This window comes from Bradyrhizobium sp. Ken64, assembly GCF_055807555.1.
On the sequence record NZ_JBVVPA010000001.1, the window covers coordinates 373,854 to 387,802 of the forward strand.

Here is a 13,949-nt window from a genome sequence, read left to right on the forward strand (position 1 = left end):
AGGTGATGGTTAGGACAGGAAGACTGTCTCAATTTTGCTTGCGGTTCCGGCATAGGGATTGCAACGAAAGACGGTGCTTTCGAGCGCCAAGAAGGCAACAGGCAAAGCCGTTCTCGGGGACGAAGAACGCCTTGGCCTGAATTTAAGAAAATGCGGCTCGCGAGCGGACGAGCGGTGACCCAGAAGCGGGTGCCGCGGGACGCCCAAGGTGCGCCGAAGATGGCGGTGAGGCAGCTTGCCGCATGGAGAGGACGAGGACATGAACGGGTCGCAAGTCGAGCGCGGAAACATCGTGGCAGAGCAACTGTCGGCGACGGTCGCCTCGAAAACGACCGATCCGATTCAGGAACACAATTCACGCCCGCCGGCCGTAGGCCTCTACGATCCGAGCCTGGAAAAGGATTCCTGCGGCGTCGGCTTCATCGCCAACATCAAGGGCCAGAAGTCGCACGAGATCGTCGCGGACGCGCTCAGCATCCTCTGCAATCTCGAGCACCGCGGCGCCGTCGGCGCCGACCCGCGCGCCGGTGACGGCGCCGGCATTCTGGTGCAGATCCCACATGCTTTCTTCAGCCGCAAGGCGAAGGAGCTCGGCTTCGCACTGCCCAATCCGGGCGAATACGCCATCGGCGCGCTGTTCATGCCGCGCGACACCGCCTGGCGCAACGTCATCAAGAGCATCATCGCCGACCAGATCAAGGAAGAGGGCCTGACGCTGCTCGGCTGGCGCGACGTGCCGACCGACAATTCCTCGCTCGGCGTCACCGTGAAGCCGACCGAGCCCGCCTGCATGCAGGTGTTCATCGGCCGCAACGGCACCGCCAAGACCGAGGACGATTTCGAGCGCCGGCTCTACATCCTGCGCAAGTCGATCTCGCAAGCGATCTATCAGCGCCGCGACCGCGGCCTCGCCGGCTATTATCCGTGCTCGATGTCCTGCCGCACCGTGATCTACAAGGGCATGTTCCTCGCCGACCAGCTCGGCAAGTACTATCCCGATTTGCACGAGAAGGATTTCGAGAGCGCGCTGGCGCTCGTCCACCAGCGTTTCTCGACCAACACCTTCCCGGCGTGGTCGTTGGCGCATCCCTACCGGATGATCGCGCATAACGGCGAGATCAACACGCTGCGCGGCAACGTCAACTGGATGGCGGCGCGCCAGGCCTCGGTGAGCTCCGAGCTGTACGGCAAGGACATCAACCGGCTCTGGCCGATCTCCTACGAAGGCCAGTCGGACACCGCCTGCTTCGACAACGCGCTCGAATTCCTGGTGCAGGGCGGCTACTCGCTGCCGCACGCCGTCATGATGATGATTCCGGAGGCGTGGGCCGGCAATCCCTTGATGGATGAGAAGCGCCGCGCCTTCTACGAATATCATGCCGCCCTGATGGAGCCGTGGGACGGCCCCGCCGCGATCGCCTTCACCGACGGCCGCCGGATCGGTGCCACGCTCGACCGCAACGGCCTTCGTCCCGCGCGCTATCTCGTCACCAAGGACGACCGCATCGTGATGGCGTCCGAGATGGGCGTGCTGACGATTCCCGAGGACCAGATCATCACCAAGTGGCGCTTGCAGCCCGGCAAGATGCTGCTGGTCGACCTCGAGCAGGGCCGCCTCATCCCCGACGACGAGATCAAGGCCGAGCTCGCCAGGAGCCATCCCTACACCGAGTGGCTGGAGCGGACCCAGATCGTGCTGGAAGATCTGCCGAAGGTGCCGACCACCGGCGTGCGCTCCAACCTATCGCTGCTCGATCGCCAGCAGGCGTTCGGCTACAGCCAGGAAGACATCACCATCCTGATGACGCCGATGGCCTCCACCGGCGAGGAAGCCGCAGGCTCGATGGGCAACGACACGCCGATCTCCGCGCTGTCGGCCAAGGCCAAGCCGCTGTTCACCTACTTCAAGCAGAACTTTGCGCAGGTCACCAACCCGCCGATCGACCCGATCCGCGAGGAGCTGGTGATGAGCCTCGTCTCCATCATCGGACCGCGGCCGAACCTGTTCGACCTGCAAGGCCTTGCCACCACCAAGCGGCTCGAAGCGCGCCAGCCGATCCTGACCGACGCGGACCTCGAAAAGATCCGCTCGATCTCCGAGGTCGCCGAGTCGCACTTCAAGTCGCGCACGCTGGACACCACCTTCCACGCCGGCCTCGGCGCGGCCGGCATGGACCAGGTGCTGGACGAGCTCTGCGCGCGCGCCGAGAGCGCGGTGCGCGAGGGCGTCAACATCATCATCCTGTCCGACCGCATGGTCGGCACCGACCGGGTTCCGATCCCGTCGCTGCTGGCCTGCGCCGCCGTGCATCATCATCTGATCCGTACCGGATTGCGCACCTCGGTCGGCCTCGTCGTCGAATCCGGCGAGCCGCGCGAAGTGCATCACTTCGCCTGCCTGGCCGGCTACGGCGCGGAAGCGATCAATCCTTATCTGGCGTTCGAAACCATCATCGCGATGAAGGACCGCCTGCCCGGCTCGCTCGACGACTACGAGATCGTCAAGCGCTACATCAAGTCGATCGGCAAGGGCCTGCTCAAGGTGATGTCCAAGATGGGCATCTCGACCTACCAGTCCTATTGCGGCGCACAGATCTTTGACGCCATCGGCCTGAAGGCGGAATTCGTCGGAAAATTCTTCGCCGGCACGCACACCCGCGTCGAGGGCGTCGGTCTTGGCGAGATCGCCGAAGAGGCGGTGCGCCGCCATGCCGACGCGTTCGGCGACGCGCTCGTCTACAAGACCTCGCTCGATGTCGGCGGCGAATATGCCTATCGCAGCCGCGGCGAGGACCATGCATGGACCGCCGAGTCGGTGGGGCTGCTCCAGCACGCCGCCCGCGGCAATTCGCTGGAACGCTACCGCGCCTTCGCGAAGATCCTCAACGAGCAGTCGGAGCGTCTCCTGACGCTGCGCGGCCTGTTCCGGATCAAGAACGCGGACGAAGAGAAGCGCAAGCCGGTGCCGCTCGACCAGGTCGAGCCGGCCAAGGACATCGTCAAGCGTTTCGCCACCGGCGCGATGAGCTTCGGCTCGATCTCGCGCGAGGCGCACACCACGCTCGCGATCGCCATGAACCGGATCGGCGGCAAGTCGAACACCGGCGAAGGCGGCGAGGAAGCCGATCGCTTCAAGCCGATGCCGAACGGCGACAGCATGCGCTCGGCGATCAAGCAGGTCGCCTCCGGCCGCTTCGGCGTCACCACGGAGTATCTCGTCAACTCCGACATGATGCAGATCAAGATGGCGCAGGGTGCCAAGCCCGGCGAAGGCGGCCAGCTACCCGGCCACAAGGTCGACGCCACCATCGCGAAGGTCCGGCATTCGACGCCGGGTGTCGGGTTGATCTCGCCGCCACCGCATCACGACATCTACTCGATCGAGGATCTGGCGCAGCTGATCTACGACCTCAAGAACGTCAACCCGGACGGCGCGGTCTCGGTCAAGCTCGTCTCGGAGATCGGCGTCGGCACGGTGGCCGCGGGCGTCGCCAAGGCGCGCGCCGACCATGTCACCATCGCGGGCTTCGAGGGCGGCACCGGCGCTTCGCCGCTGACCTCGATCAAGCACGCCGGCTCGCCGTGGGAGATCGGCCTCGCCGAAACCCACCAGACGCTGGTGCGCGAGCGGCTGCGCAGCCGCATCGTGGTCCAGGTCGACGGCGGCTTCCGCACCGGCCGTGACGTCGTGATCGGCGCGCTGCTCGGCGCCGACGAGTTCGGCTTCGCCACCGCGCCCTTGATCGCGGCCGGCTGCATCATGATGCGCAAGTGCCATCTCAACACCTGCCCGGTCGGCGTCGCGACCCAGGACCCCGTCCTGCGCAAGCGCTTCACCGGCCAGCCCGAGCATGTGATCAACTATTTCTTCTTCGTCGCCGAGGAGGTTCGCGAGATCATGGCCTCGCTCGGCTTCCGCAGCTTCAACGAGATGATCGGCCAGGTGCAGCTGCTCGACCAGACCAAGCTGGTCGCGCACTGGAAGGCCAAGGGCCTCGACTTCTCCAAGCTGTTCGTCAAGCAGAAGGAAGAGAAGGGCCAGAAGATCTATCACTCCGAGCGCCAGAACCATCATCTGGAAGCGGTGCTCGACCGCACGCTGATCGAGCAGGCGACGCCTGCGCTCGACCGCGGTGCGCCGGTGAAGATCGAGGCCAAGATCAACAGCACCAACCGCTCCGCGGGCGCGATGCTGTCGGGTGCGGTCGCCAAGATCTACGGCCATGCCGGCCTGCCGCATGAGACCATCCACGTCAGCCTCAAGGGCACCGCCGGCCAGGCCTTCGGCGCCTGGCTGGCGCAAGGCGTCACCTTCGAGCTCGAAGGCGAAGCCAACGACTATGTCGGCAAGGGCCTCTCGGGCGGCAAGATCATCGTCAAGCCGCCGGCCAACAGCGGCATCGTGCCGGAAGAGAGCATCATCGTCGGCAACACCGTCATGTACGGGGCCATTCAAGGCGAGTGCTACTTCCGCGGCATCGCCGGCGAGCGTTTTGCCGTGCGCAATTCCGGCGCCGTGGCGGTGGTCGAGGGCGCGGGCGACCATTGCTGCGAATACATGACCGGCGGCATCGTGGTCGTGCTCGGCAAGACCGGACGCAACTTCGCGGCCGGCATGTCCGGCGGCATCGCCTATGTGCTGGACGAGACCGGCGACTTCGACAGGCTGTGCAACATGGCGATGGTCGAGCTCGAGCCGGTGCTGTCGGAAGAGCTGATCAACGCCGGCACCTATCACCACTCCGGTGACCTCGAAGCGCACGGCCGGGTCGACGTGTTCAAGGACCTGCTCGCCTCCGACGTCGAGCGGCTCCACGTCCTGATCACGCGCCATGCGAAAGCGACCGGCTCCAGGCGCGCCGCCGACATCCTGGCCAACTGGAAGGACTGGCTGCCCAAATTCCGCAAGGTGATGCCGGTCGAATACCGGCGCGCGCTGCGCGAAATGGCCGCCAACGCGGACGCCGAGCCGAAAATCGCGATCGGGGCGTAGGACATCAGCGCCCGTCATTGCGAGCGCAGCGAAGCAATCCAGACTTTCTACTCGGAAGCAGACTGGATTGCTTCGTCGCAAGAGCTCCTCGCAATGACGGTGAGGAAACAACAAATGATTAGACGGCAGGGACTTCGGGTTTAATGGGCAAGATCACGGGTTTTCTCGAAATCGAACGGCATGACCGCAAGTACACCCCGGTCGCCGAGCGCGTGAAGCATTTCCACGAGTTCGTCGTCCCCCTCTCCGAGAAGGAAACGCGCGACCAGGCGGCGCGCTGCATGAACTGCGGCATTCCCTATTGCCACGGCACCGGCTCGGTCTCGCCCGGCACGCCGGGCTGCCCGGTCAACAACCAGATCCCGGACTGGAACGACCTCGTCTATCAGGGCAACTGGGAAGAAGCCTCGCGCAATCTGCACTCGACCAACAATTTCCCGGAGTTCACGGGGCGCATCTGCCCGGCGCCGTGTGAAGCCTCCTGCACGCTCAACATCGACGACAATCCCGTCACCATCAAGACCATCGAATGCGCGATCGTCGACCGCGCCTGGGACAATGGCTGGCTGAAGCCAGAAATCGCCGCCCACAAGACCGGCAAGAAGGTCGCGGTGATCGGCTCGGGTCCGGCCGGCATGGCCTGCGCGCAGCAGCTCGCGCGCGCCGGCCACGACGTGCATCTGTTCGAGAAGTTCGCCAAGGCCGGTGGCCTGCTGCGCTACGGCATCCCCGACTTCAAGATGGAAAAGAACGTCATCGACCGCCGCGTCAAGCAGATGGAAGGCGAAGGCGTCACCTTCCACTACAACAGCCATGTCGGCGTCGACGGCAATATCGACCCGCGCGAGATGCTCAACGAGTACGACGCCGTGGCGCTGACCGGCGGTGCCGAAGCCCCGCGCGACCTGCCGATCCCCGGCCGCGACCTCACCGGCATCCACTACGCCATGGACTTCCTGCCGCAGCAGAACCGCCGCGTGTCCAATGAACCGTTGAACGGCGTCCAGGAGATTCTGGCCGCCGGCAAGCACGTCGTCGTCATCGGCGGCGGCGACACCGGATCCGACTGCATCGGCACCTCGCTGCGCCAGGGCGCGCTCTCCGTGACCCAGCTTGAGATCATGCCCGCTCCGCCGGAGCACGAGAACAAGGGCCTGACCTGGCCGAACTGGCCGCTGAAGATGCGGACGTCGTCGAGTCAGGCCGAAGGCGCGGTCCGCGAATTCGCCGTGCTGACGCAGAAGTTTTCGGGCGAGGACGGCCAAGTCAAGAAGCTGCACTGCGTGCGCGTCGACGACAAGTTCAAGCCGATCGCCGGCACCGAGTTCGAGCTCGACGCCGACCTCGTCCTGCTCGCGATGGGTTTTGTGCACCCCGTTCACGAGGGCCTGCTCAAGATGCTCTCGGTCGAGCTCGACCCGCGCGGCAACGTCAAGGCCAACACGCTCGACTATCAGACCTCGCGCCCGAACGTGTTCACCGCCGGCGACATGCGCCGCGGCCAGTCGCTGGTGGTTTGGGCGATCCGCGAGGGCCGGCTGTGTGCACGGTCGATCGATACGTTTTTGATGGGGAAGACGGATCTGCCGCGATAGCCAAGACGAGAATAGCTAGCCACCTCGATTTGAGCTGCTTTCTTTTTGGCAAAGGATGAAGCATCTGGATACGCGCGTCCAATTAGTTACTTCACTTTCGCCAAATCGACTACACCGGCGCTACTCCCTTCTCGGTTAGGAGCTCTCGCAACGAGTCGCTCTCAACGATCCCATCCTCGACGAACTTGCTTAGCTTGCAGTATTCCAACACGGAAACTGGGTCTAAGCTGAACGCTTTGATCAATTCATCTTTCGCTTGACTATAATCCTTTGAGGCTATCGCAAGAGCGCCTCGATTGAAGGCTAGAACCGCATTCGAGCGCTTGTCCGTAGTAAACCATTGAGCAATGCCAAAGTAGTTCTCTGCATCGAGTCGATTTCCCGCCAATCCCCTAAGCAAACCCAGGTTGCTCAGCTCAAAGGCGCTCGCTCCCTCAGCTTCAATTTCCTTATCGAGTAGCTTAGTTGCCTCCGGGAGCAGCTTTCTATGGGTGTACATAAAAGCTGTATTGTTGCGATTGCGCTCATATTCCAGAGAGGGCGCTAAACGCGCTGACTTCCATGGCATGAACCTGCGCCCTAACCAAAGAAGCGCGATCCCTTGCAGCATCACCGCGACCACTACGATTAGCGTGATAAGGGCTGGCGCTGGCTTTTCACCAGAGCCGTCGAGATTGGCCGCGACGCCGACAGTCTCGGAGCTTCTAACAATTACGTCAGGGGTAAAATTCGCCTTCGTACCACCAACGAGCAGAGAGGCAGAAAGCTTCTCCTTCGGAGCCAAATTCGGAACGATGATATTAAGCGAGTTCGAATGTCCTGTCTTGACCTCTTCAAACTTGCCCGCATTGCCTGTCGAAATCGTAAGTTCTTTCTCGCGGATATCTACGGGATCTGCGAACGTTACGACAAACTTCACATCCCTCGCTGCTCGACCTCCCTGATTGGTGAGCTTCACCAGAACAAAGCCAAGCTTATTAGCACCAACATCAAACGTCGCGATGTTCTGCACTTGGTACTTCAAGTCCTCCGATTGGGAGGGCGAGACTTGATACGTGGTTACGAACCAAACGACGACCCCTGCAATCACGCTAACGACAAGCGTTATCACAGCTCCAATGAGTACTTCTTTCCATTTCATTTGCGATCCGCCCTCGCGGCATCCCGCACGACGATTTAAAAAGATTGAAGGAAGCGAGCACAACTGGTGTAGTCGAACTTAAAGTTGCGTATATTGTCAACTAGATTGTCTAAGCGACGAGAGCCGGTATGGCCGTCGCGGCCTTCGGAATTGTAGCTACCGCGATCAGACGCTCTCTACCCAGGCAGCAGCTTAGTCAGAAAAGGAGGCCGTGAGGCGAACTCCTACGGAGAACCCTAGATGACCCTGGACCTACTATCCTTTCAGTCCGACAAGGGCCTACCTTAATTCTGCAGCCTCACCCCAACCATCACCACCGTCCCCTGCGAGCTTGAGCCCGGCTGGTTCGAATCCAGGATGTCGTGGCGGAGCGTGCCCTTGATCCAGATGTTGCGGTTGAGCTTGTAGATCAGATTGCCTTCAAGCGAGTAGGTCTTGTCGTTGCGGTTCTGGCCCTGATAGTCGTAGGTGCCGTAGGTGAATTTGCCGACGGCCGTGAGCCAGCGGCGGAAGTCGTGATCGACTTCGATCCCGTAGGTGTGCACCAGCACGCCGGAGGAGCCGGGGACGGTGGTCTCGGCGATCTGCGTGTCGGTGGCGAATTTCACAGTGGTGAGGCCGCTCGCACTCCAGATCAGCGAGCCCGAGGTGAGGAAGCCCGCGAGCTGGCTCAGGCGCGGGTCGACATAGTTGCGCGCGGAATAGCCGACCGAGACCTCGCCGATGAGAATGCGCGAGAACTCGAAGGACGTGCCGACCTTGGCATAGCCGCCGTTCGAATCGCGGAAGAAGCCGTTGCGGTCGGCGGCCTGGTCGTGGACGCGGGTGTCGCCCTGGATCTCGACGAACGGCTTCAGGCCCGGCTTCAACTCGTAGGAGAACCGTCCGACGCCGCCATACTGGTTGAAGTCGCGATCGTCGTTGCTGAAGGTCGATCCGTCGGTGAGTTTCGAGTTGGTGTAGGCGGTGCGGTCCACGGTGGCCCCGGCCGCGACCTGGAAGCGGTTGAAGGTCTGGTCGAAGCCGACTGTCGTGCCATAGGCGGCGTAAACAGGATATTTTTGCAGGCCGGCCTGCACGTTCGGGCTGCCGGGATTGTCGGTGGCGAGCCGCAGGCGCAGCTGCGTGGTCAGCTTGAGATCGCGATTGACGTCGATGCGGCCGTCGATGTGGCCGTTGAAGTCGGGGCGGTCGACCTCGACCGGCGAGGGCGAGGCAAAGCCGTCGATCGTCGCGGGCATGTTGTTGGTGTAGCCCGAGAACGAGCCGCGCAGATCCGCGACCAGCGCGTGGCGCTCCCAATCGGACGCCACGAGCAGGTCGGGCGCAATGACATAGGCCGGCGAGCCGACCGGCTTGTTTAGGCGCGCCGGGTTGGTGTCGTAGCCGGTGGAGAGCTCGAGCCCGCCCTTGATCAGGAAGCTGCCAGCATAATCGCCGACCGCGCCGAACGCATCGTCGTCGAGCTTGAGGCGGCGGCGCAGCGGCTGGCCGGGCACGTTGCCGGCCATCGCCGGCGGCACCGGTGTCTTGTGCGCAGTCTCGGACGGCGGCGCCGCGATGCGCGGCGGGCCGAGCGTTCGCTCAGGCGTCGCAGGCGGTACCGGCGAGCCGGGACCGGCAGGGCGCTTCGGCTTCGGCTGACCCGGATAGAGCTTCGGCTGCTGCCGCTTGCGGTTGAGCGAATCGTAGCCGGAGGCGCTCGCGCCGTTGGCGGCAGGCAGGCCATAGGTCGGGACCTGGCCGGTCAGGTTCTGGTTGGTCGGGTTTTGGCCCGCGCGCGCCGGGGTCTGCTGGCGTTTGCGCAAATCGGCGTTGGGATCGGGCAGTGCCGGCAGCGCATCCGACGGCGCCTGCGGCACGCCCGCGGTCCGGCGCATCGGGAGCGTATCGGGCGAGGCGAAGCCGCCGCGGTTGGGACTGAACAGGTCGGGGGTGAGGCTCTGGGCGGCCACGGGGGCGCTTCCGAGGACCGTCAGCGCAAGGCACGGCAAAGCCGCGCGCAGGAAATGCGCGCGTTTGCTCCGGCTCGTGCCTGGAGACGACCCCACGATGGAAGAACTCCAACGAAATCAGACACTTTCGCGATTGTCCCTGCCGACTGGCTGGAACCATCGTTAATGGAGTTAAAACAGTTATGGTTAACGACCGGTTGAAGGCCGGGGCGCCCTCGTCGCCTCAAAGGCCGTAGCGTGCTAAGCAGGCGCCAACGGGCGAACGCCCCTCCTCCCTGGACCAGAACATGCCGAGTTCGAAACCGCTGATGACCCAATCATCCGGCCCCATTCCCGACAGCGTCGAATCCGCACTCCGCACGCTGGAAACCGAGAGTGGCGGTATCAACGCGCTCGCCGCCGCCCTGCGCGGCTCGCTTGGCGCCAGCTTCGCCCAGGCGGTCGATCTGATCCGCAACGCGAAGGGCCGCGTCATCGTCACAGGGCTCGGCAAGTCGGGCCATATGGGTCGCAAGATCGCGGCAACGCTGGCCTCCACCGGCACGCCCGCCTTCTTCGTCCACACCGCCGAAGCCGCCCATGGCGACCTCGGCATGATCACCACCGACGACGTTATCATGGCGCTGTCCTGGTCCGGCGAGCAGCCGGAGATGAAGACTCTCGTGAACTATTCCGCGCGGTTCGCGATCCCGATGATCGCGGTGACGTCGAACGCGGCGTCCTCGCTGGGACAAGCGGCCGACATCGTCCTTGAGCTGCCGAAGGCGCGCGAGGCCTGCCCGCACAATCTGGCGCCGACCACCTCGACCCTGATGCAGGCCGCGATCGGCGATGCGCTCGCGATCGCGCTGCTCGAAGGCCGCGGCTTCACCGCGCTGGAGTTCGCGCACTTCCACCCCGGCGGCAAGCTCGGCGCAATGCTGAAATTCGTCCGCGACTACATGCGCACCGGCGCGGAGATCCCCCTCAAGCCGCTCGGCACCAAGATGTCGGACGCGGTGATGGAGATGTCGGCCAAGGGCCTCGGCTGCGTCTGCATCGTCAACGATGCGGCCGAGGCTGTCGGCATCATCACCGACGGCGATTTGCGCCGCCACATGCGGCCGGACCTGCTGACGGCGTCGGTCGACGACATCATGACCAGGCAGCCGAAGACCGTGCCGCCCTCGATGCTCGCCACCGAGATGATCGAGGTGCTGAACACCCGCAAGATCACGACGCTGGTCGTGACAGAGGCGGACAAGGTGGTGGGCATCGTGCACCTGCACGATCTGCTGCGGGCGGGCGTGGCTTAAGACACGCTCTCTCCGCTCGTCATTGCGAGCGCAGCGAAGCAATCCAGACTGTCACCGCGGAGACAGCCTGGATTGCGTCGTCGCAAGAGCTCCTCGCAATGACGTGTGGCTAGAGCTGCGGAAATCTTGCCGCCGTGTCCTCCAGCGGCAGCCGCAGCCCATTCGCCAGATACGAGACCGTGCGGTAGAAGCCGCACAGCAGCATGATCTCCAGGATCTGCGCCTCGTCATAATGCGCTGACAGCGCGGCGAACTCGGCGTCGTCAAAGGTCGCGCGGTGATGCAGCGCCTCGACGGCGGCGATCAGCGCCTGCTCGGCCGGGGACCAGCGCGACGACGCCGCATCGCCCAGCACGGTCGCGCGCACCTCCTCCTCGGTGAATTTCGCCGGCGCGGCGAAGACCGCGACGTGCACACCCCATTCATATTCACATTGGTTCAGCGCGCAGGTGCGGTCGATGACGATCTCGCGCTGGCGCAGCGACAGCGGTCCGGGATCGAGCAGGCCGCCGGCGCGAAACTTGTCCCAGGCGCGGGTATGGCCCGCCATCACCCGGAACAGCAGCAGCGGCGGCGCACCGCGCATGATGCGGTCGAACTGCGCCTGGATTTCCGGGGGATAAGGCGGGGTGAGCGGGGCAATGCGCGATGTGGCTTGGGACATTGGCCGCCTCTCTTGCTACATTTCTTGTAGCATCACGCTACACTATGTGTAGCGGCGCGCAAGAGGGGGACGATGGCGAAACAGACCAGTTCGAGATCGCGCGGCGTCCGAGGCTCGCGCACCGGGCGACCGATCATGGCGCTGCTCGACGTCCTGGGGCGCCGCTGGAGCCTGCGGATCCTGTGGGAGCTGCGCGATGCCCCCCTCACCTCGCGCGCATTGCGCACCGCCTGCGACGAGGCCTCGCCGACGGTGCTGCAGGCGCGGCTGGACGATTTGCGCGAGGCCGGGTTCGTGGAGCTGGGCGAAGCCGGCGGTTACGGACTGACGGCGCTCGGGCGGGAATTGTGCGAGACGTTCATGCCGCTGCACCGGTTTGCGGAGAGGTGGAAGAAGAGCTGAGACGCCGGTCATCTCCCTCTCCCCGTTCTTACGGGGAGAGGGTTGAGGTGAGGGGCTGCCTCCGCAAATTCAGTGACAGCTGCCTTCGCCGAGACTCCCCCTCACCCGGATTGCATCTTCGATGCAATCCGACCTCTCCCCGCAAGCGGGGCGAGGTAAGATAAGACTACGTCGCCGCCACCGTCAGATTCGCACCGTCCACTTGCACCACCTTCACACGCGTGCCCGCCGGCGTATCGGGACCTGCGACGCGCCAGACGGTGTCGCCGATACGCATGGTGCCGTTGCCGTCGACGATTGGCTTCTCCAGCGTGAACTCGCGGCCGAGCAGCGCATCCGCACGCTTGTTGAGGAAGGGGCTGGCGGCAATTGCATCCGGCTTCGGCCGGGCGAGGCGGCGCCATACCGGCACGGCGGCGGCGGCGAAGATCGCGAACATCACGAGCTGGATCTGCCAGGATGTCGCGACTCCGAACGAGATCAGCCCGACCAGCAACGCGGCGAGTCCGAGCCAGAACAGGAACACGCCCGGCGCCAGCACCTCCAGCGCCATCAGGATGAAGCCGAAGATCAGCCAGTTCCAGGTGCCGAGCGATACGAACATGTCGGTCATGACACGACCTCTTTGAAATGACGCATGCCCTTGTCGGAAAACCGGTGTCCACTTTCCCGGGGCATGCGCTTTACCCCTGCCGCGGAGGCACCGCCGGCGGCGTGCTCCCAGTCGTCGGCACCGAACCGCGACGAGCGGCGGCAGCCGCGGATGCAGCACTCTCGCCGAACGTGGCTTTCGCGATCTCGCCGATGCCGGCAAGCGAGCCGAGCATGCTGGTGGCCTCGATCGGCAGCATGATGATCTTCTGGTTCGGCGAGTCCGCGAACTGCCCGAACGCCTTGATATATTTGTCGGCGATGAAATAGTTCAGCGCCGCGACGTCTCCCTTGGCAATGGCTTCACTGACCATCTGCGTCGCCTTGGCCTCAGCTTCCGCCGACCGCTCGCGTGCTTCGGCGTCGCGGAAGGCGGCCTCGCGGCGACCTTCCGCCTGGAGGATCTGGCCCTGCTTGGCACCTTCGGCGCGCAGGATCTCGGACTGGCGTGCACCTTCGGCCTGAAGGATGTCGGCGCGTTTGACGCGCTCGGCCTTCATCTGTCGGCCCATGGCTTCGACGAGATCTGCCGGCGGCACGATGTCCTTGATCTCGATACGATTGACCTTGAGGCCCCAGGGCGAGACGGCGGCATCGACTACACGCAGCAGGCGCTCGTTGATTTCGTCGCGGTGCGACAACACCTGGTCGAGATCCATCGACCCCATCACTGAACGGATGTTGGTCATGGTCAGCACGGTGACGGCCTGGGTCAGGTTGGAGACCTCGTAGCTCGCCTTGGCGGCATCGAACACCTGAAAGAAGGCGACGCCGTCGACCGTCACGGTGGCGTTGTCCTTGGTGATCACCTCCTGCTCGGGGATGTCGATCACCTGCTCCATCATGTTGATCTTGCGCCCGACACGATCGAAATAGGGCACGATCAGATTGAGCCCCGGGCTCAGCGTCTGGGTGTATTTGCCGAACCGCTCGATGGTCCAGTCATAGCCCTGCGGCACCGTTTTTACGCCGGCAACCAACGTGACGATGACGAGCAAAACCAGCACAATCGCGAAAATGTCGAAACCGCTCATATTTCCTCCAAGGCGGAAAAGATTGGCGGGAAAAAGCCTTTTCCGCGCTGTCATTGGTCGGGATCACGACCCCAGGGGTTCAGTAAAGGGTTCAGTAAAGGATTAGTGTTCAGCGGTCGTGGATGATTTCGGCATCGGCACGATTCTACACAAGACGCCGGGAGAGGGAATGGTCGCGATTATGTATTTGCGAGGCGCTCTTGAAAGCGTGCTGGCGCA

Annotated in this window: 9 protein-coding genes; 4 read left to right on the plus strand and 5 right to left on the minus strand. The window is 63.7% G+C overall.

Annotation, left to right across the window (positions count from 1 at the left end):
- Positions 1 to 259: 259 nt before the first annotated feature.
- Both gltB and AC0L2F_RS01840 read left to right on the plus strand, forming a co-directional pair.
- Complete coding sequence (gene gltB, locus AC0L2F_RS01835) at positions 260 to 4,993, plus strand: glutamate synthase large subunit (RefSeq protein WP_473247293.1); 4,734 nt, start codon at positions 260 to 262, stop codon at positions 4,991 to 4,993.
- Positions 4,994 to 5,136: 143 nt separating this feature from the next.
- The gene (locus tag AC0L2F_RS01840) at positions 5,137 to 6,588 is read left to right on the plus strand and encodes a glutamate synthase subunit beta (RefSeq protein ID WP_473247294.1); all 1,452 of its coding nucleotides are present in this window, start codon (positions 5,137 to 5,139) and stop codon (positions 6,586 to 6,588) included.
- Between the two features lie 109 nt (positions 6,589 to 6,697).
- On the opposite strand, the gene AC0L2F_RS01845 is transcribed toward AC0L2F_RS01840, so the two are convergent.
- Both AC0L2F_RS01845 and AC0L2F_RS01850 read right to left on the minus strand, forming a co-directional pair.
- Entirely contained in the window at positions 6,698 to 7,729 is a 1,032-nt protein-coding gene (locus AC0L2F_RS01845) for a tetratricopeptide repeat protein (protein ID WP_473247295.1), read from the minus strand.
- 284 nt (positions 7,730 to 8,013) lie between these two features.
- Positions 8,014 to 9,780 carry an outer membrane beta-barrel protein gene (locus AC0L2F_RS01850; protein WP_473247296.1) on the minus strand — a complete coding sequence of 589 codons (1,767 nt, stop codon included), beginning with the start codon at positions 9,778 to 9,780 and terminating at the stop codon, positions 8,014 to 8,016.
- Between the two features lie 191 nt (positions 9,781 to 9,971).
- On the opposite strand from AC0L2F_RS01850, the gene AC0L2F_RS01855 reads away from it, so the two are divergent.
- Positions 9,972 to 10,979, plus strand: a complete 1,008-nt coding sequence (locus tag AC0L2F_RS01855) for a KpsF/GutQ family sugar-phosphate isomerase (protein WP_007615148.1) — start codon at positions 9,972 to 9,974, stop codon at positions 10,977 to 10,979.
- Between the two features lie 109 nt (positions 10,980 to 11,088).
- Here AC0L2F_RS01855 and AC0L2F_RS01860 read toward each other — a convergent pair whose 3' ends face one another.
- Positions 11,089 to 11,643, minus strand: coding sequence for a carboxymuconolactone decarboxylase family protein (locus tag AC0L2F_RS01860; protein ID WP_473247297.1), 555 nt, complete (start codon positions 11,641 to 11,643; stop codon positions 11,089 to 11,091).
- A gap of 72 nt (positions 11,644 to 11,715) precedes the next feature.
- Between AC0L2F_RS01860 and AC0L2F_RS01865 the strand changes: the two genes are divergently transcribed.
- On the plus strand, positions 11,716 to 12,045 hold the full coding sequence (locus tag AC0L2F_RS01865) for a winged helix-turn-helix transcriptional regulator (protein ID WP_473247298.1): 330 nt from the start codon (positions 11,716 to 11,718) through the stop codon (positions 12,043 to 12,045).
- Positions 12,046 to 12,211: 166 nt separating this feature from the next.
- Here AC0L2F_RS01865 and AC0L2F_RS01870 read toward each other — a convergent pair whose 3' ends face one another.
- Together AC0L2F_RS01870 and AC0L2F_RS01875 are read right to left on the minus strand one after the other, a co-directional pair.
- Positions 12,212 to 12,658 (minus strand): NfeD family protein, encoded by a 447-nt coding sequence (locus AC0L2F_RS01870; RefSeq protein ID WP_007615154.1) that lies wholly within the window; start codon positions 12,656 to 12,658, stop codon positions 12,212 to 12,214.
- A 70-nt stretch (positions 12,659 to 12,728) separates the two neighbouring features.
- Positions 12,729 to 13,730 carry an SPFH domain-containing protein gene (locus AC0L2F_RS01875; protein WP_007615156.1) on the minus strand — a complete coding sequence of 334 codons (1,002 nt, stop codon included), beginning with the start codon at positions 13,728 to 13,730 and terminating at the stop codon, positions 12,729 to 12,731.
- Between the last annotated feature and the right edge of the window lie 219 nt (positions 13,731 to 13,949).

Coding starts and splice junctions, on each gene's coding strand:
- gltB (WP_473247293.1), top strand. CDS start 260: ATGAACGGGTCGCAAGTCGAGCGCGGAAACATCGTGGCAGAGCAACTG.
- AC0L2F_RS01840 (WP_473247294.1), top strand. CDS start 5,137: ATGGGCAAGATCACGGGTTTTCTCGAAATCGAACGGCATGACCGCAAG.
- AC0L2F_RS01845 (WP_473247295.1), bottom strand. CDS start 7,729: ATGAAATGGAAAGAAGTACTCATTGGAGCTGTGATAACGCTTGTCGTT.
- AC0L2F_RS01855 (WP_007615148.1), top strand. CDS start 9,972: ATGCCGAGTTCGAAACCGCTGATGACCCAATCATCCGGCCCCATTCCC.
- AC0L2F_RS01860 (WP_473247297.1), bottom strand. CDS start 11,643: ATGTCCCAAGCCACATCGCGCATTGCCCCGCTCACCCCGCCTTATCCC.
- AC0L2F_RS01865 (WP_473247298.1), top strand. CDS start 11,716: ATGGCGAAACAGACCAGTTCGAGATCGCGCGGCGTCCGAGGCTCGCGC.
- AC0L2F_RS01870 (WP_007615154.1), bottom strand. CDS start 12,658: ATGACCGACATGTTCGTATCGCTCGGCACCTGGAACTGGCTGATCTTC.
- AC0L2F_RS01875 (WP_007615156.1), bottom strand. CDS start 13,730: ATGAGCGGTTTCGACATTTTCGCGATTGTGCTGGTTTTGCTCGTCATC.